The 17380-nt window shown below is 34.3% G+C and carries 20 protein-coding genes; 9 read left to right on the forward strand and 11 right to left on the reverse strand.

The window, feature by feature from the left end; genetic code table 11:
* Window positions 1-82: 82 nt before the first annotated feature.
* Window positions 83-478, reverse strand: coding sequence for a hypothetical protein (locus tag ABJD27_RS18935; protein ID WP_348171943.1), 396 nt, complete (start codon window positions 476-478; stop codon window positions 83-85).
* A gap of 127 nt (window positions 479-605) precedes the next feature.
* Window positions 606-2606: an excinuclease ABC subunit UvrB gene (gene uvrB / locus ABJD27_RS18940; protein ID WP_348171940.1), complete on the reverse strand. Its 2001-nt coding sequence runs from the start codon at window positions 2604-2606 to the stop codon at window positions 606-608.
* Between the two features lie 252 nt (window positions 2607-2858).
* Here uvrB and ABJD27_RS18945 point away from each other — a divergent pair, with 252 nt between their 5' ends.
* From ABJD27_RS18945 to ABJD27_RS18970, 6 genes are all read left to right on the forward strand, one after another.
* On the forward strand, window positions 2859-3143 hold the full coding sequence (locus ABJD27_RS18945; protein WP_348171937.1) for a 2TM domain-containing protein: 285 nt from the start codon (window positions 2859-2861) through the stop codon (window positions 3141-3143).
* Between the two features lie 13 nt (window positions 3144-3156).
* Window positions 3157-3456, forward strand: coding sequence for a 2TM domain-containing protein (locus ABJD27_RS18950; RefSeq protein WP_348171934.1), 300 nt, complete (start codon window positions 3157-3159; stop codon window positions 3454-3456).
* 2 nt (window positions 3457-3458) lie between these two features.
* On the forward strand, window positions 3459-3806 hold the full coding sequence (locus ABJD27_RS18955; protein WP_348171931.1) for a 2TM domain-containing protein: 348 nt from the start codon (window positions 3459-3461) through the stop codon (window positions 3804-3806).
* Between the two features lie 21 nt (window positions 3807-3827).
* The gene (locus ABJD27_RS18960) at window positions 3828-4172 is read left to right on the forward strand and encodes a 2TM domain-containing protein (RefSeq protein ID WP_348171928.1); all 345 of its coding nucleotides are present in this window, start codon (window positions 3828-3830) and stop codon (window positions 4170-4172) included.
* A gap of 83 nt (window positions 4173-4255) precedes the next feature.
* On the forward strand, window positions 4256-5386 hold the full coding sequence (locus ABJD27_RS18965) for an amidohydrolase family protein (RefSeq protein WP_348171925.1): 1131 nt from the start codon (window positions 4256-4258) through the stop codon (window positions 5384-5386).
* 94 nt (window positions 5387-5480) lie between these two features.
* Window positions 5481-6239, forward strand: a complete 759-nt coding sequence (locus tag ABJD27_RS18970) for a LytTR family DNA-binding domain-containing protein (protein ID WP_348171922.1) — start codon at window positions 5481-5483, stop codon at window positions 6237-6239.
* 14 nt (window positions 6240-6253) lie between these two features.
* Here the strand turns inward: ABJD27_RS18970 and ABJD27_RS18975 are convergent, their stop codons facing one another.
* From ABJD27_RS18975 to ABJD27_RS19005, 7 genes are all read right to left on the reverse strand, one after another.
* Window positions 6254-7282: a PQQ-binding-like beta-propeller repeat protein gene (locus tag ABJD27_RS18975; RefSeq protein ID WP_348171919.1), complete on the reverse strand. Its 1029-nt coding sequence runs from the start codon at window positions 7280-7282 to the stop codon at window positions 6254-6256.
* 129 nt (window positions 7283-7411) lie between these two features.
* Complete coding sequence (locus tag ABJD27_RS18980; protein WP_348171916.1) at window positions 7412-8056, reverse strand: alpha/beta hydrolase; 645 nt, start codon at window positions 8054-8056, stop codon at window positions 7412-7414.
* Between the two features lie 51 nt (window positions 8057-8107).
* Window positions 8108-9304 (reverse strand): LETM1-related biofilm-associated protein, encoded by a 1197-nt coding sequence (locus ABJD27_RS18985; protein WP_348171913.1) that lies wholly within the window; start codon window positions 9302-9304, stop codon window positions 8108-8110.
* A gap of 189 nt (window positions 9305-9493) precedes the next feature.
* The gene (locus tag ABJD27_RS18990) at window positions 9494-9766 is read right to left on the reverse strand and encodes an HU family DNA-binding protein (RefSeq protein ID WP_348171910.1); all 273 of its coding nucleotides are present in this window, start codon (window positions 9764-9766) and stop codon (window positions 9494-9496) included.
* A 181-nt stretch (window positions 9767-9947) separates the two neighbouring features.
* A complete protein-coding gene (fmt, locus tag ABJD27_RS18995) occupies window positions 9948-10916 on the reverse strand; it encodes a methionyl-tRNA formyltransferase (protein ID WP_348171907.1) in 969 nt (322 codons plus the stop codon).
* Between the two features lie 59 nt (window positions 10917-10975).
* Entirely contained in the window at window positions 10976-12871 is a 1896-nt protein-coding gene (locus ABJD27_RS19000) for an ATP-dependent DNA helicase RecQ (RefSeq protein ID WP_348171904.1), read from the reverse strand.
* Window positions 12868-13404, reverse strand: coding sequence for an ATP-binding protein (locus ABJD27_RS19005; protein ID WP_348171901.1), 537 nt, complete (start codon window positions 13402-13404; stop codon window positions 12868-12870). Before ABJD27_RS19005 ends, ABJD27_RS19000 begins: the two co-directional genes overlap by 4 nt.
* A 335-nt stretch (window positions 13405-13739) precedes the next feature.
* Here ABJD27_RS19005 and ABJD27_RS19010 point away from each other — a divergent pair, with 335 nt between their 5' ends.
* Window positions 13740-14030: a DUF493 family protein gene (locus ABJD27_RS19010; RefSeq protein WP_348171898.1), complete on the forward strand. Its 291-nt coding sequence runs from the start codon at window positions 13740-13742 to the stop codon at window positions 14028-14030.
* A gap of 1 nt (window position 14031) precedes the next feature.
* On the opposite strand, the gene ABJD27_RS19015 is transcribed toward ABJD27_RS19010, so the two are convergent.
* Together ABJD27_RS19015 and ABJD27_RS19020 are read right to left on the reverse strand one after the other, a co-directional pair.
* On the reverse strand, window positions 14032-14685 hold the full coding sequence (locus ABJD27_RS19015) for an SdpI family protein (protein WP_348171895.1): 654 nt from the start codon (window positions 14683-14685) through the stop codon (window positions 14032-14034).
* 20 nt (window positions 14686-14705) lie between these two features.
* Window positions 14706-14960 carry an autorepressor SdpR family transcription factor gene (locus ABJD27_RS19020; protein WP_348171893.1) on the reverse strand — a complete coding sequence of 85 codons (255 nt, stop codon included), beginning with the start codon at window positions 14958-14960 and terminating at the stop codon, window positions 14706-14708.
* A 337-nt stretch (window positions 14961-15297) separates the two neighbouring features.
* Between ABJD27_RS19020 and ABJD27_RS19025 the strand changes: the two genes are divergently transcribed.
* Together ABJD27_RS19025 and murA are read left to right on the forward strand one after the other, a co-directional pair.
* A complete protein-coding gene (locus ABJD27_RS19025) occupies window positions 15298-15942 on the forward strand; it encodes a DUF4290 domain-containing protein (protein WP_348171891.1) in 645 nt (214 codons plus the stop codon).
* Between the two features lie 22 nt (window positions 15943-15964).
* Window positions 15965-17278, forward strand: coding sequence for a UDP-N-acetylglucosamine 1-carboxyvinyltransferase (gene murA / locus ABJD27_RS19030; RefSeq protein WP_348171888.1), 1314 nt, complete (start codon window positions 15965-15967; stop codon window positions 17276-17278).
* Window positions 17279-17380 lie beyond the last annotated feature (102 nt).

Raw genomic sequence — 17380 nt, forward strand, 5'->3', positions numbered from 1 at the left:
TCAATACCATCTCTAAAATATTCTTTGTTCGGATTTTTGATTATTGTATTTCGTTCTGCAACTCCTAGTAGTGAGTCAATATTTAAAATGTATCACCAAATATGGTATGTATTTCTTTCCACATTTTTTCTTCATAACAATAAGGATCAAAGTAAGGACCCCAAAGACAACCATAGTTGTATTGTTTTAAAATTATATTATGCTTGGCTAGTAGAGGAGACATTTCTTTATGTAACCATTCTTGAGAATTAAAATAGATAATATTTCCTTGCTTAATATCTGTTCTTGCTCTTTTACGTTGATTAATACAATGAGTATCTATAACCTTTATTTTTATATTTTGATTTTCTCGCCACAAGGTTGTAAAAACAGCCTCATTGTATACGATAATAGTATCTTGAGAATCCCTTGTGTTTGAAACTTCTTTGTATTTACAAGAAGTCAATAACATTAAAAAGAAGAGGAATCTTAATCTCATAAGATTAAAACAAGAAAGTATCGCGTATTATTGTTTGTAAGATAGTATACGCTTTTGCACTTCGACATAGCTCAGCATAAACTTCTGCGTCACTATGTTCCTAGAAAGCGTAAAAAGCAAGTATCCTCTAAGCGAGTGCTTTCAACTTTTGTTGCAGGGCTTTGATATGATCTCGGAGTTTTGCTGCTTGCATAAAGTCCAATTCTTTTGCAGCAGCTTCCATGGCTTTACGTGAGTCTCTGATGCTTTTTTCTATCTGTGGTTTGGTTTGATAGGTCGCAGCATCTTCGGCGGCAAGGTTTATAAGAGCTTCTGCTTCTAAAGAATAGGTGGCTTTACGTGTAAGGGCATTGTCCAAACTCTTTTTAATGGCTTTTGGTTTGAGGCCGTTTGCGGTGTTATAAGCGATTTGTTTTTCTCTTCGGTAGTTACTACCATCAATGGTTTCTTGCATGCTTCTTGTGATCTTATCTGCATACATAATGGCTTTCCCGTTTATATTACGAGCGGCACGTCCTATGGTTTGTGTAAGGGATCGTTTGCTACGTAAGAATCCTTCTTTATCTGCATCAAGAATCGCTACCAGTGAAACTTCGGGTAAATCCAATCCTTCACGGAGTAGGTTTACACCCACTAATACATCATAGAGTCCTTTACGTAAATCTTGCATAATCTCAACCCGTTCTAGCGTATCTACATCTGAGTGAATGTATCGGGTACGGATATCAATACGCATCAAGTATTTAGTCAGTTCCTCTGCCATACGCTTGGTCAAGGTCGTCACGAGAATACGTTCATCACGTGCGACTACTTTATTAATTTCCTCGATGAGGTCATCTATTTGATTAAGACTTGGTCTCACTTCTATAGTCGGGTCGAGAAGCCCTGTAGGTCGTATGATTTGTTCTACATAGGTTCCTTCCGATTTTTGTAATTCATAATCGGCTGGAGTTGCAGATACATAGATGATTTGGTTTTGGAGCATTTCCCATTCTTCAAATTTTAAAGGACGATTATCCATAGCTGCAGGAAGTCTAAACCCGTATTCTACAAGGTTTTCTTTACGACTACGGTCTCCACCATACATGGCACTTACTTGAGATACGGTCACATGGCTCTCATCTACAATCATCAAGTAATCGTCTGGGAAATAATCGAGTAAGCAGAAAGGGCGCGTCCCGGGATCTCTACCATCTAGATACCGAGAATAGTTTTCTATTCCTGAGCAATAACCAAGCTCTCTAATCATTTCCAAATCAAAATTGGTACGTTCATTCAGACGTTTGGCTTCTAAGTGTTTTCCTATTTCTTTAAAATAGTCTACTTGTTTTACGAGGTCTTCTCCTATATTATTAATGGCGCCTTGGAGGACATCGGGAGAGGTTACAAACATATTTGCAGGATAGATACGTAGTTGCTCGTATTTCTCAATGACTTCGCTTGTTTTGGGGTCAAAAGACTCCATTTCTTCTATCTCATCTCCAAAGAAATGAATCCGAAATGCGATATCTGCATATCCTGGAAAGATCTCTACAATGTCTCCTTTTATTCTAAAGTTTCCTCTGGTAAACTCGGCTTCGGTACGACTGTATAGTGCTTGTACAAGACGTTTAAGAAGCATGGTGCGCGCAATGACTTGATCACGCTTAATCTCAATCACATTTTTTTGAAACTCAGCAGGATTTCCTATTCCATATAGACAGGATACCGATGCAACTACAATAACATCTCTTCGCCCAGAAAGTAGCGCAGAAGTGGTACTTAATCGCATTTTCTCAATCTCTTCATTAATTGAGAGATCTTTTTCTATATACACTCCTGAAGAAGGAATAAAGGCTTCAGGCTGGTAATAATCATAATAAGAGACAAAATATTCAACCGCATTTTCTGGAAAGAATGCTTTAAACTCGCTATACAATTGTGCTGCGAGCGTTTTGTTATGTGCTAGGACTAACGTAGGCTTCTGGGTTTGCTCAATAACATTGGCGACCGTAAAGGTTTTTCCACTACCGGTTACTCCCAGTAGAGTTTGATAGGTTTCTTTGCTATTTAATCCATCTACGAGAGATTGGATAGCGGTAGGTTGATCACCTGTGGGTTTAAAGTCGGATTGCAGTTTGAATTTCATAGGAATAGAAGCTATGCTAAAGTAGGATTTTTTCCGCTTTCGCGAAAGCGTAATGCGTATTCATATATAACATAATTTAGATGAAACCGAAACAGATTATCTTGTTGATAGTCTATGTTCTGTATTCTTTTTTCTGTACAAAAAACCTCCAATCAACAATTCATCCTCAAAAAATAACAGTTGAGTGACTCTTAGTTTATAAGAATCTTAGATTGTATCATATTTACATTGTAATTTTAAAACAACGTAATTATGAATGATATAAATAACGAGTACACAAAATATGACAGAGCAAAGGCTCATGTTCATGAGATAAGGGAGTTTTATACACACCTGATTACCTATATAGTGATGGTCCCTATATTTTTAGTGATTAATTATTATACGACATCATTTCCTTGGGCTATATTCCCAATTGCAGGATGGGGAATAGGCGTTTTAAGTCATGCCGCATGTACATTTAATTGGAATCCGTTTTTTAATAAAGATTGGGAGAAGCGTAAGATAGATGAGTATTTAAGAGACGATTCATTTTAAAAAAACATATATTATGGAACATCAAGAAAGTAAATATCACAGAGCAGCTACAAGGGTAGCGACCATAAAGAAGTTTTATGGAAAACTAGGGAGTTTCCTTTTATTTGGAATCATTTTTCTAGGATTGAATTATTATACGAATGGATTACGACATCCTTGGTTTTTATGGATCGTTGGGTTTTGGGGATTAGGGATCGCTATCGAAGCTTTTAAAATTTTTGGAACCGAGATTCTTTTTGGTAAGAATTGGGAAGAACGTAAGATTAAGGAAGAGATGAATAAAGAAGAGAACAATAGATCAACATGGTTATAGTTATGGAAAGTGATCAAGAAAAATTTGAACGTGCAAAAAAGCAAGTAGAAGAGGAAAAGGGCTGGTATACACATTTGTTTATCTATATCGTCATTAATACCCTTTTGCAATTGTTTTACGGAGGTGTATTTGATGATGGAAGTATTACAGGTCATATGCCTTGGTGGGTGCACTTAACAACTCCTTTTTTCTGGGGAATTGGTTTACTCGGACATTGGATAAAAGTATTTAAAGGAGTACGTTTTAAAAAGTTTTATAAAACTTGGGAGGATCGTAAAATCAAGGAATTTATGGAGGAAGAAGAAGAAGAATTTGCACAAAGAACTAGAAATAGAAGAACTGGAAAATAGAAGTACTAAAATATACTCAAAATGGAGGATCAAGAAAAGTATGACCGTGCTAAGAAACAAATAGATCAGGAAAAAGGTTGGTATTCACACCTCTTTGCTTATATCGTTTTTAGCACAATAGAACAGTTGTTTTATGCAGGTGTTTTTGATGATGGAAGATTTACAACTCATATGCCTTTTTGGGGCCGATATATTACACCGACTGTTTGGGGGATAGGCTTACTATTACACTGGTTGTATGTGTTTAAGGGAGTGCGTTTTAATAAGCTCTATAAAACTTGGGAGATTCGTAAAATTAAAGAGCTTATGGAGAAGGAAGAAGAAGAATTTGAACAAAGAGTTAGAAATAGAAGAACTGGAAAGTAACAATTGAATAAAGAACAAGACGTATCTTGCAAATTGATAAAACAACAATACATACATATCCTAATTTATATATCATTATATCTATGAAACTACGATTAACCTTATTGTGCATATGCATTTCATTTGTCACATATAGCCAAGAATCTTTTCTAGTTAAGAACGTAACGCTTTTTGATGGAGATGTTGTTATAAAAAAGACATCAGTTCTTGTAGAAGACGGTCTTATAAAAGAAGTTGGAAAAAATATAAAAGGAGATTATACTGTAATTAACGGTAAGGGTAAATTTTTAATGCCTGCACTTACCAATAGTCATGTACATGCCTTTGCTGTCGAACAATTAAAAGAAGCTGCAAAAGCGGGAGTGCTTAATTTACTCGATATGCATGGATTAGAAATTGTGCAACAATATATGACTGCATTACGAGATTCTACAAATATAGCTCGTTTATATAGAGCTGGGTATGCAGCGACAGCACCAGCAGGTCATGGAACACAATATGGTTTTGATGTTCCTACATTAGAAAAACCAGAAGATGCAAAACAATGGGTGACAGATAGAGTTGCTGCTGGAGTAGATCATATAAAAATTATAGTTGAGCCTTGGAAGGCTACCATTTCACATGAGATTGCAAAAGAAATTATAAAAGAAGCACATGCTAAAAAGAAGGTGGCTGTGGTTCATATCTCAAAAGAAGAAGATGCCTATAAAGTACTCTCTAATGGAGCAGATGGGTTAGTGCATATCTGGACAGATATAGATATGCCACAAGCACATCTAGATGACCTAGTTAAGAATCACGACTTTTTTGTCATTCCAACAGTACTAACCAATGTGTTGGTACAACCCATGTTTTATGGTAAAAATCAAGAAGAGACAGATTTAGTAGAAATTCAAATCCTCAATGAGATAAAACGATTGTATGATGTTGGAGTTCCTATCTTAGCTGGTACAGATCCACCCAATGCAAACATTAATATGGGAACAGATTTGTACAAAGAACTTATCTTTTTAAGTAGAGCTGGGATCCCTAATGTAGATGTTTTAAAAAGTGCAACATCCCTTCCTGCTACAAAATTTGATATAGGGAATGTAGGATTTATAAAAGAAGGGTATATCGCGGATATGCTTTTGTTGGATAGTAATCCTATAGATGATATGTATAATATCGCGACTATCAAAAGAATATGGAAAGCTGGAATGCTTGTCAAATAATACATTTTAAATATTCTTATATATAGTATATTTAAATACGCAATCAATCAACCAATATAATTCTCGTATTGAGAATACCTAGAATATGCATCCTATGAATGTACTTATAATAGAAGACGAGAAACCTTCAGCACGTAGACTTAACAGAATGCTTGCAGAACTTGATGTAACTGTAAGCGAGATGTTACATTCTGTAGAAGAGGCTGTGACATGGTTTAAAAATAATACACATCCTGATTTAATCTTTCTAGACATTCAATTATCAGATGGGTTGTCTTTTGAAATTTTTGATCAAGTAGAGGTAAAGAGTGCTATTATTTTTACCACTGCTTTTGATGAATATGCATTACAGGCTTTTAAGTTAAATAGTGTAGACTATTTATTAAAACCTATTGATGATGAGGATCTAGAAAAAGCGGTAGCAAAGTATAAAGAACGTATTCCGAAACAACAAGATGTAGCGCTTAATTTTGAAGATATTAAAAAATTACTAGGAGTTACTGCTGTAGAACGAGAGTATAAAAGACGTTTTACAACAAAGATTGGACAGCATCTTAAAATGATTCCTGTAGATGAAATAGAGTGTTTTTATAGCGAGAACAAGGGCACCTACGCCGGAACAACAGAAGGAAGGAATTATTTGCTAGATACGACCTTAGAACACCTAGAAGATGAACTAGAGCCTAAAACATTCTTTAGAGTAAGTAGAAAGTTCTATATCAATATCAATGCTATAAAAGATATTATCTCCTATACGAACTCACGTTTACAAATCAAGTTGAATAATTGGAATGAACAGGAGATTATTGTAAGTAGAGAGCGTGTGAAGGATTTTAAAACGTGGATAGATTGATAGGTAGATTAGAATTAGTTTAGTTTAATTTTATAGACATGGCCTTTAGCAACTGAGACAAAAACATTTTCCTTATCTAAAACCAATCCCGAAACACCAGCTTCAGCTTTTGTGTTGAATAGCCAAACTAATTCACCAGTAAATCTATCTAAACAAATAAGTTTGTTATCATCATTAATAAACAAAACTTTACTTTCATTTAAAACGGGAAGACTTTCAATTGTTCCACTTGAATTGTATTCCCATAGTTTTTTTGCAGAATACTTTATTTTTCCAAAAACGTTTTTCTTTTCAAAGATTTTTGTCCCATAAAAATTACCTATACTATCACCAAAGTATAAACAGTCTTTGTGAGCGATTATTCTACTTATTGATCCCATATTTTGCTCAGAATATTGCCCCTCAAGTTTGCCGTTTTTTAAATTGTAGAAATTAATATGACCTTTTCCTCCCACAACAATGGATGATTTAAAATAAATAGGGTTGCGTACATAACCTCTTTTTTCTTTTGAGTTCCATACTTGTTTTCCAGAATCTAAGTCGAAGCAAGTAATTTGATGTTCTGCACATTGCAACACGCTATTCTGTATGATAAGTGGGATTGATGAATGGCCATTATTTTCTTTTGTCCATTTTATCTTTTTATCAGACAGACTAAAACAGGTAGTCTCTTTAGTTCCTTGAATTCCTCCTACCGCTATTAAGTCGTTGTAAATTTCTGACGTACGTCCACAGCGATCAATATTCAGTTCGTTACTTGAAAGGAGCTTACCATTAATGGCATCTAATTCAAGTAAAACACCATCCATGGTACAAGCAAAAAGTATTTTATTATGAATAATTAAATTATTCATAATAAACGGGTACTTATATTCCCATACAACCTCAAAACTATTCTTAGTAAGACATATTATTCTGCTTTCAAAATAGTTTTTATTATATGTGAATAAGCAGTATAGATGGTCTCCATCTAGTATTGGATTTTTTGAAGAAATATTTCTTTCTCCTTTGAGTTTATATTCTAGCAGTTTTGTTGCTTTCATTTCTTTAATTAATGCTAACGTACTTCAGTAACTAATTTAGCAAATACAAACTAAATAGAAAATCTGCGAGGATTTTTGTAAGTAGGCTAGACCCAGGCAATTAATTACACCTTGTGTTACCTATAGTTTTTATTCCAGATTATAATTCCCATTCGCCCATTTTATTGTTGGTTTAATCCATTCTTTTAGAGATTTGAACAAGAAACCGTGTCCCATTCCTGTATTTAGTTCAATTTCTTTAAAGTGCTTTATTTCACATCTCGAAGTTTTCTTTCGTTCCAATGCAGAAACTCCAAAAGGGTCGGACTTCTCATAAATCGTTAAAATGTTTCCGCAATAGTTGATTTCAGGTATATTTTGAATGTCATTATTCCTAAAACTTGCAACAAATACAAAATTCAAATCTTGATTATTAGCCATAGTCGAAACATATTGAGCAATATATCCGCCTTTTGATGTTCCTATTACAGTTATTTTTTTGGACTCAATTCCTGCTTTTATTAAGCTGTCTATTTGGTTTATAATTCCAATTGCGTATTCTCTCGCATTTACGTTTCCACTTCTTTTCTCGCTGATAACGTTTAAACCACTTTTCTCGAATTCGGCAATAATTTCATTGTATTCAACTCGTCCAAATTCGGGATGTAATTCTGATAATTCATGTTCCTCTAAAAATCGATTGTGAAGAAAAAAAATAAATCGGTCATCATTTTCAATTTTACACCCAAATAAAGTAGCGCAAAAAAGGATTCCGATAAATACACTTATTTTCATTGGTTTATGATATTTCTCAAATTATAAATTAACAGCCACCAATTAAGAATTTTACTCTATTTTATTCTCATTAAAAGCACTTGGTAATAGGGTAGGGATATACTTCATCAATATAGGAAGTAGGATGGTACCACCAGGTAATAAGAAAATGGCAAGCGAAGGAATCGTTTTGCAAATATCTAGTAACTGATTTCTAACGACCTTTTTTTCATCATCGGAGAGATCTCGTACGGTAGAGTTTCCTAATAAAACAACTAAGTCCTTACTTTGCGTGATTTCTTTTACAAGGCGTTTCTTGTTACGAAGTATAAGTGTAGATACCGTTCTAGTCGTTTGGTTGTAAAAATGCATTACAGGGTTGCTATAGTTCAAATAGGCAATATCTTCCTTATGTTCTGCGATGAATGAAGCGACTGCTTTTAAAGAATCTTCTTTTTGAGCACTTGGAATTTGTAATTGTTGAGAGATATCTCTCATAAAGATTTCTTCTTGTGTATCTATTTTTTCATCATCCCATAATGATAAAGCACATAAATCTAAGAGGTACAATTGTTCTAATGGCTGGTTTACGGCTTGTTTTTGAATATCTTCTAGAGAGAGGTTTTCACTTTTAATGGTTGTATTATACCGTATAGAACTCTCAAAAAGCTTAATGAGGAGTTCATTGTAATGATCTTTATTCTCTTTTTGTCTAAGTGCAAGCCATACTACTTGAGTAAGGTTTTTTTCTAGACATACAGCATATGGTAATGGGTCTTCTCCAGAAATAAGATAATGATCAAAACTTAGTACGTCTAAAAATAATAGCGCATTGGTAATAATATGGCTAAAATTCTTTTTAAATAAAGGCTCGTTGGTTTGGATGCGTTCTTGAATGATCTTTTCGAGTATCCGGTAATTTGCATCTGGAGATGATCCTAGTTTTATAGAAGGACCACCTTGATTTTTATTGAGTTCACTGTAAAAAGTAATCATACTCTTTACACAATCTATAGCACTTGCATTTTCTATACAATCGTAATAAGTAAATGTTAATGCATCAAATAGGTTGACCTTTGTTTTTTCTTCTTCTGTCCATTTAAGTTGTTGACTTTCCTCGTCACAAAGTGTTTTTATAGATGTGCCGTATATAAAACCGTTTGTTCTAAGTCTAAGATACATTTCATCTTCATCCATCGTATTTGAGGATAAAAACTCTAAGAAGTACGGAAGGTGTTTTTTTATCCAGCCTAGCGCAGAAGGATTCATAGGTGTATCACTTTGTCACAAAGTTACTTTTTTTGTTTAAAGTTGCTGTATTTTTAAGGTTATTATTATGTCTTAGAATTGAAGCATTAAAAAAGCTCAATAATACATAGATTATTGAGCTTTTTAATACTTATATCTAGGTCTTTTTTTTACAGAAAAATCTAGATGTATAACTATATCAAAGTTTGATTAGTTTACTGAATTTCCTAATTCAGAACCAGCTTTGAATTTCACTACATTTTTAGCAGCGATTTGGATTGTTTTTCCAGTTTGAGGATTTCTTCCTTCACGAGCATTACGCTTAGATACAGACCAAGATCCAAAACCTACAAGAGAAACACGTCCTCCTTGCTTAAGTGTTCCTTCAACGTTACCTAAGAAAGACTCTAATGCTTTTTTTGCAGATGCTTTAGTAATTCCTGCGTGCTCCGCCATTCCATCAATTAATTCTGATTTGTTCATAATGTAAAATTTAATTATTGTTAGTTAAACCTTGTGTTTAATTCTGTAACAAATTTATACGGAATATTCTCTCATGCAAGTAATAGCAAGGGAAATCGGCGATTTTGTTAATAAATCAAGGCGATTGTTAATAAAGAAGGGGTTTTTTGGGGTCTTCTGTGACCCCAATGATAGTGCGGGTTTAGCGCATTTTGGCATTTTTTTCAAAATTATAACCGTTCAAAAGTGACTTTACATCCATTTTTCGCTTGCCTGGAAGTTGTATTTCGGTAATATATATGTATCCATTTAGGGCTGTGACTTTTAGGTTTCCATCTTCTATTTGGATGGTTCCTAATGGTAGTTTTGTGTCTTTTTCTTGAGATGTTTCATCATACGCTTTCGCGAAAGCGTTATAGATTTTTACCCGTTCTTCTTTATCATTATTAATAAGGTAACACCAAGATCCTGGATATGGACTTAATCCTCTTATGTGATTATGTATAATTTCTGAAGAAATTTCCCAATCAATTTTTGTGTTTTCAGGGAACAGTTTATACGCTGTTTTGAGGTCGCCAGATTGCGGTTGAATTTGAGTCGTAATTTTGTCATTTGCAATGGCGTCTACGGTCTTAGAAACTAGCTCTGCCCCAAGGTGCATTAATCGATCGTGAAGGCTCCCTGCATTTTCGTTTTTTCCTATAGATAAACGCTCCTGAAATATAACAGCGCCAGTGTCTATTTTTTCGTCTATAAAAAAGGTGGTAACTCCAGTTTCTGTTTCTCCATTTATAATAGCCCAGTTAATTGGTGCGGCTCCTCGATATTGTGGTAAGAGCGAAGCGTGTAGATTAAAAGTACCATATTCTGGCATTTGCCATACTACCGCTGGTAACATACGGAAGGCAACTACGATTTGTAAATTGGCTTTAAGTGCGGCTAGCTCATCTACAAAATCTTGGTTCTTAAGATTGGTAGGTTGTAATATGGTAAGTCCTTGTGACTCGGCATATACTTTTACGGCACTTTTACGAAGTTTCTGACCTCGACCTGCTGGACGGTCTGGCGCTGTGATAACTCCTACAATGGTATATTCTTGTGTGACTAATGTTTCTAGTATGGTTACTGCAAAGTCTGGAGTGCCCATAAAAACAATACGTATGTCTTTCATCTATTTAAAAATTTTTCTTTCAGAAGAAATGAAACAAATTAAATTTATTTACGCTCATTTCATGCTAATTGATATGTGTTTGCTGGGGTGAGTGTAATCTTTTTTTGATCTAAAAGCAATTTTATTGTATTAATAATTTGGCTTTCTGTGTATGGTAAGTCTGTAAGTTCTCGAGAACTTTGTTCTTTTATAGTAAGTGCTTTTAAAATAGCTTGACTGACTGTGTTTGTAGGTTGTATTTCTGTTTGGCTATTTTGTTTACAAATATCACAGTGACCACAAGATATTTGTATCTCTTCTCCAAAATAGGAAAGAAGTTGTATGGTTCTGCACGTGGCTGTCTCGGTAATATACTTCTTTACAGTCTCTATCTGTTGCTTTTTAAAATTGGCTTGCGTTTTAATATGTGAAGCAATCACATTAATGGTTCGCTCATCTTCTCTAGGAACTAGGAAGGTAATAGCTGTATCATAACTTTGATATTCATAATCTATAATATCGTCTTTTGCTAAGGCAAGTAATGTATTATGTACTTTATCTGTAGATGTCCCAGATTTATTTGCAATAATACTATAGTTTATAGTGACGATTTGTTCAAAGATACCTCCGTAAGTTCGTAATATTGTTTTTACAATGTTATCCCATTGTGGATTCTTAATAAGGTAATAGGTGAGTGCTACATCAGATATTTTAAAAGTAACGGTTGCTTTTTTTGTAAATTCTTGTGATAAACTGATAACGCTATTACGATCAAGAGCAAGTAATGCATTATAGGTACGCATTGTCTTTAATTTATATGTTTGACAGAACGTACTGAAGTTAAATCGATGATTGGTTTCTTCTCCTTCGCCATAGGAGATTTGAAAATAATTGTTAAGTCTGCTATAGATTTCTTTTACATAAGATACACTAGGGATTACACTTAAAAACTGATTGTCTAATCTCAGGATGTCATTCTCATTATATATAAGGACTGCTTTTGAGTCTTGTCCATTTCTACCTGCTCGTCCTGCTTCTTGGAAATAGTTTTCTAAACTATCAGGTATTTCTAGATGAATAACGGTATCTACATTTGCTTTGTCTATGCCCATTCCAAAGGCATTGGTGCTTACCATTACTTGTGCTTTATTGTCGCGCCAGTTTTTATAATGTTTGTGTCTGTCTTCTCGAGACATACCTCCGTGATAATAGGTGGCTATGATATTTCTACTATTTAGAAATTGAGCTGTTAGGATGGTTGCTTTTCTATTACGTACATATATAATGGCGCTTTGTGTTGTTTTCTTTAGTATTTGCTCAAGGCGAAAATTCTTATCGGCGCTATTAATAAGGGTATAGGTTAGGTTTTTTCTATGATACGAACCTTTACAAAGTACTGGGTCATTAAGCTGAAGCTCCTGTGTAATGTCTTGTAAGACGGTATCTGTCGCTGTTGCTGTGAGCGCGATGATAGGTGTGTTTGGTTTTATTTCGCGTAAGCGGGCAATTTTACGATACGCAGGTCTAAAATCATGTCCCCATTGTGAGATACAATGTGCTTCGTCTACAGCAATGAGAGATACATTCATTTGCTTGATACGCTCTATCACAAGTTCTTGCTGTAATCGCTCAGGAGATAGGTAAAGGAGTTTGTAATTTCCATAAATACAGTTATCGAGTAATGCATCTAAGTCTGTATATCGTATTCCACTTGTAATGGCAAGTGCTTTAATTCCTTTTTCTTGAAGGTTAAGAACCTGATCTTTCATTAATGCAATAAGGGGAGAGACCACAATGGCAATTCCATCTGATGCTAATGCTGGGATTTGATAACATAAAGATTTACCACCTCCCGTAGGAAGAAGAGCAATGGTGTCTTGTCTTTTTAAAATACTCTGGACACAATCTTCTTGTAATGGTCTAAATGTATCATATCCCCAATAGGTTTTTAATATGTCTTTTGGGGTATCCTTCAACCCTTTAATGTATTTATAATAAATGTGGCTCTCGAAGCTACATCACCTATAGGAACTTCAATAGGTGTGTATCCGTAGTGTCTATATGTTTGCAATAAATGTTTTTGAATTTCTTGTGCTTGTTCAAAATTCTCATAACGTTCTCCATCTGTTTGATGAATCTCTTTCCATAAGGGTAGTATAAAAACAACATCATAGATATAGGTTTTACAATCCTGAATAAACTCCTCTGTGTAGGTTTGTCCTATATAATCCATATATGCCACAGTGTCAGGAATCCCTCTGTCTATAAATACGAGATCGGCATCAAAAGTAGTTACTTGTTTAAACTGCTCGATACGAGCATCTTTTAATAACTGACTGAATAGTAGAGGCTTCTCAAGGAAGAGCTGGTCTACACCTTCGCTTTGGGCCTTTTTTATTACGTCTCTTGATACTTCCTCAAGACAAGGATGTCCTAGGGTTTTAAGATGGTTTATAAGTGTCGTTTTTCCTGTGGAAGGGCCACCTATAAGTAAAATGCTTTTTGGCATAAAATTGGTACTAGTTTTAATACAAACAATACATGCTATATTATGGATACGTTGTGTTAGTAACGTTCATAATATCGTTTTAATATATTGTATAGAATATCGCAAAATTAGGCAAACCGATAATAACTGCAAATTTTACCAGTTATGGATTGAATTTGCTAGAAAAGAAAATGATGATTTTTTTCTTTATATGAGAAAACAAACTAAAGCATAGCCTTAGTTATGGTTTCTTTTTCTTTTGAAATAGAGAGGAAAAAAGAGCATTTTGTTATAGTAAATTTAGTTTATAGATGGTATTGTAGCTTGTGTTATCTTTGCCGCCTTAAATAGATTATATGAGTGTAGATAAAAATTCGGAAGAATTTTATGCCAAACTAAAAGAGCAGCTTAGTGATACATCACTATGGCCAGGACCTTATTTATATAAATTTATTGTTCCTTCTAATACATCTAAAATAAAAGAAATAGAAGACATCTTTGATCATATAGGAGCTGTTATTACTAGGAAAGAATCTCGTACAGGAAAATACACAAGTGTTTCTATAAATGTACGTATGAAAAATCCAGATGCTGTTATCGCAAAGTATAAAGAAGTAGGAAAGATAGAGGGAGTTATCTCCCTCTAGACTATCCTATTGCTTCCTGTTTCTCCTGTTTAAACCAGATATAAGAATACAGTAAAGGAATGATTGTAATAATCGCTATGGTTGCAATAAACGCAATCAAGTTTTGAGGTTGTGATAAGATTAATGAAAATACTATAATAGCAAGCCCTCCAATCACCCAAAGTTTCCCAGCAAGACGATGTGTTTTTTTCCATACCGTAGCACTTTCTAGTGTCCAAGGTGTACGTAATCCTATAAAGTAATTAGGCTTTACAGAAGGCAGGTAATTACCTAAAGCTGTAAAAAACACACCTAATAGAATGTAGATAATCTTAGGACTAGACATCGATTGTTGTTGTGTTGCATATAGGATATACAGCCCTAAAGTTGCTAAGAACAATACGATGATAAATTTGAGTTGATAGAACTTAGCACCCATTTGTTTTATTTGTCCTTTAGGATCAATTTTAGGAGCAAGACTCAGTAGTATATACCCTAGGAAAGAAGTCGCAAAAGGAATGATCCAAAGCATGCTTTTTGATCCCCAATCATCTATTTCTCCTCGCATGTTCCAATGTGTAGGAACGGTTTCTGGTAAATCGGCATATAGATATCCTAGATATAGAAAAGGCAATAATACAATAATAAGTAAAGGAAGGTCTTTGCGTAGGTTCATAATCATTCTGTTTTAATTTGTTATTTCTTTAATTGTATAATCCACTGCATCACTTCTTCTAGGATGGTTGTGTTAAGACTATACACTACATACTGTCCCTTTTTAATACTACTTACTAGGTTTGCCTGTTTAAGCAAATCAAGATGATGAGAGATGCTCGGTTTTGAAATGTCAAAAGCGGCTGCAATTTCTCCAGCAGTAAGATCCTTTTCTTTTAAAAGATTGAGGATCTCCCGACGGGTTTCATCATTAAGAGCTTTAAATAGTGCGTTCAAGTAATTAAGTATTTAGACAAATATCTAATTAATAGACGCAACTTCCAAAAAAATGTTACATCATTTTTTTAAAATTGATATAAAAAAGAGGGGGAGGAGTTTAAAAATAGTTGAATTGTTCTTTTTTTTGCTTTCGCGAAAGCGTGAGATTAAATATTTGATACGTAATTATTTAAATATAAAATAATGGTCTTGCCTTGTTAAAAATATGTAATTTGGTATAGAACCATTTAGATATGTTAAAAGACAACATATATTTAAAATGAGAGTTTGCACAATTTTTAGTATTTTGCGATAGTTTATATATAGTAGACAAACTTCACTTAATTTTTTACAGTTGATAGATCAATTAGAATACAATACAGAGAGAGATCACTTGATCATTCCAGAATATGGACGTCATATTCAGAAGATGGTAGATCAAACGATCGTGATAGAAGATCGCGAAGAGCGCAATAAAGTAGCAAAAGCGATTATAGCTGTGATGGGTAATTTACAGCCCCATTTAAGAGATGTGCCTGATTTCCAACATAAATTATGGGATCAATTATTTATCATGTCTGATTTTGAGTTGGATGTAGATTCTCCATATGGGAAACCATCTAGAGAAGAACTCGCAGAGCGTCCTGAACCTTTAGGATATCCTCAAAACTTCCCTAAATATCGATTTTATGGTAATAATATCAAACGTATGATTGATGTTGCTGTAGGTTGGGAAAAAGGAGAAATGCGTGATGCACTTGAATATACGATTGCAAATCACATGAAAAAATGTTTCCTTAACTGGAATAAAGATACCGTAGAGGATGATGTGATTTTTAATCATCTTTTTGAGTTGAGTCAGGGAAGTATTAATCTGCGAGAAAAAGATGAATCTTTACGTGATTCTGAAAAACTGATTAGAGCTACCAAAAAAGCAAAAGCAGCAGATCATCCTGTCAAGAAATCTAAAAATAACTACACTCGTAAAAAGAGATACTAACACCTTATTTTTTACATACTACATGGGTACATTTCAAATAGAAGGAGGCCACCAACTTAAAGGCGAAATCCAACCACAAGGAGCAAAAAACGAAGCATTACAAATTTTATGTGCTGTATTACTGACTCCCGAGAAAGTAACTATTAATAATATTCCTGATATAAGAGATGTCAATAAACTGATACATATTTTAGGGAATTTAGGTGTAAAAATTCAAAAACTAGGAAAAGGATCTTATACATTTAAAAGTGATGCACTTCAACTTGATTATTTAGAAAGTGAACTTTTTAAAGAAGAAGGAAGTGGTTTAAGAGGATCTATTATGATTGTAGGCCCTTTACTTGCTCGTTTTGGAAAAGGATATATTCCACGCCCAGGAGGAGATAAAATTGGTCGTCGTAGACTAGACACGCATTTTGAAGGTTTTATTAAGCTTGGCGCAGATTTTAGATACAATAGAGAAGAACGTTTTTATGGTGTAGAAGCCCCAAACGGACTTACAGGAACGTATATGCTTCTTGATGAAGCTTCGGTTACTGGTACGGCAAATATTGTGATGGCAGCTGTTCTTGCAAAAGGAAAGACCACCATTTATAATGCAGCTTGCGAACCATATTTACAACAGCTTTGTAAGATGCTTAATAGCATGGGCGCAAAGATTACTGGTGTAGGGTCTAATATGCTTCATATAGAAGGTGTAGAGGCTTTAGGAGGTTGTGAGCATCGTATTCTTCCAGATATGATTGAGATAGGTTCTTGGATTGGACTTGCCGCCATGACACAGAGCGAAATAACAATTAAGAACGTGAGTTGGGATGACTTAGGTGTGATTCCAAATACATTTAGAAAACTAGGAATAAGTCTTGAACGTAAAGGAGATGATATCTACATTCCTGCACATACAGATGGATACCAAATAGAGAGCTATATTGATGGTTCTTTTATGACCATTGCAGATGCTCCTTGGCCAGGATTTACCCCAGATTTATTAAGTATTATTCTTGTCGTAGCAACACAAGCTAAAGGAGAAGTAATGGTACATCAAAAGATGTTTGAAAGCCGTTTGTTCTTTACCGATAAGTTAATAGATATGGGAGCAAAAATTATTCTTTGTGATCCGCATCGTGCTACGATTATAGGACATGACTTTAAGTCTATGCTTAAAGCAACCACGATGGTATCTCCAGATATCCGAGCTGGAATCTCGTTACTTATAGCAGCATTAAGTGCAAAGGGAACATCTATTATTCATAATATCGAGCAAATCGATCGTGGTTATGAAAATATAGATGAACGACTTCGAGCTATCGGAGCAAAAATTATTAGAACAGCATAGATTTTCAAAAGATAAAAGAACATAGACTTAAAATAGAGTAATACTCTAATTTAGAGTGTTACTCTATTTTTAAAAATGATATTATTTTAGAACTATTCCATC

Origin of the sequence: Dokdonia sp. (genome assembly GCF_039945015.1) — a bacterium.
Taxonomy (GTDB): Bacteria; Bacteroidota; Bacteroidia; order Flavobacteriales; family Flavobacteriaceae; genus Dokdonia.

Excerpts from the sequence above, each read along its gene's own strand:
- ABJD27_RS19010 (WP_348171898.1), top strand. The coding sequence starts at position 13,740 with ATGAGTGTAGATAAAAATTCGGAAGAATTTTATGCCAAACTAAAAGAG.
- ABJD27_RS18935 (WP_348171943.1), bottom strand. The coding sequence starts at position 478 with ATGAGATTAAGATTCCTCTTCTTTTTAATGTTATTGACTTCTTGTAAA.
- ABJD27_RS18990 (WP_348171910.1), bottom strand. The coding sequence starts at position 9,766 with ATGAACAAATCAGAATTAATTGATGGAATGGCGGAGCACGCAGGAATT.
- murA (WP_348171888.1), top strand. The coding sequence starts at position 15,965 with ATGGGTACATTTCAAATAGAAGGAGGCCACCAACTTAAAGGCGAAATC.
- ABJD27_RS18965 (WP_348171925.1), top strand. The coding sequence starts at position 4,256 with ATGAAACTACGATTAACCTTATTGTGCATATGCATTTCATTTGTCACA.
- ABJD27_RS18960 (WP_348171928.1), top strand. The coding sequence starts at position 3,828 with ATGGAGGATCAAGAAAAGTATGACCGTGCTAAGAAACAAATAGATCAG.
- ABJD27_RS18975 (WP_348171919.1), bottom strand. The coding sequence starts at position 7,282 with ATGAAAGCAACAAAACTGCTAGAATATAAACTCAAAGGAGAAAGAAAT.
- ABJD27_RS19015 (WP_348171895.1), bottom strand. The coding sequence starts at position 14,685 with ATGAACCTACGCAAAGACCTTCCTTTACTTATTATTGTATTATTGCCT.
- ABJD27_RS18950 (WP_348171934.1), top strand. The coding sequence starts at position 3,157 with ATGGAACATCAAGAAAGTAAATATCACAGAGCAGCTACAAGGGTAGCG.
- ABJD27_RS18980 (WP_348171916.1), bottom strand. The coding sequence starts at position 8,056 with ATGAAAATAAGTGTATTTATCGGAATCCTTTTTTGCGCTACTTTATTT.
- uvrB (WP_348171940.1), bottom strand. The coding sequence starts at position 2,606 with ATGAAATTCAAACTGCAATCCGACTTTAAACCCACAGGTGATCAACCT.
- ABJD27_RS18955 (WP_348171931.1), top strand. The coding sequence starts at position 3,459 with ATGGAAAGTGATCAAGAAAAATTTGAACGTGCAAAAAAGCAAGTAGAA.
- ABJD27_RS19005 (WP_348171901.1), bottom strand. The coding sequence starts at position 13,404 with ATGCCAAAAAGCATTTTACTTATAGGTGGCCCTTCCACAGGAAAAACG.
- ABJD27_RS18945 (WP_348171937.1), top strand. The coding sequence starts at position 2,859 with ATGAATGATATAAATAACGAGTACACAAAATATGACAGAGCAAAGGCT.
- ABJD27_RS18970 (WP_348171922.1), top strand. The coding sequence starts at position 5,481 with ATGAATGTACTTATAATAGAAGACGAGAAACCTTCAGCACGTAGACTT.
- fmt (WP_348171907.1), bottom strand. The coding sequence starts at position 10,916 with ATGAAAGACATACGTATTGTTTTTATGGGCACTCCAGACTTTGCAGTA.
- ABJD27_RS18985 (WP_348171913.1), bottom strand. The coding sequence starts at position 9,304 with ATGAATCCTTCTGCGCTAGGCTGGATAAAAAAACACCTTCCGTACTTC.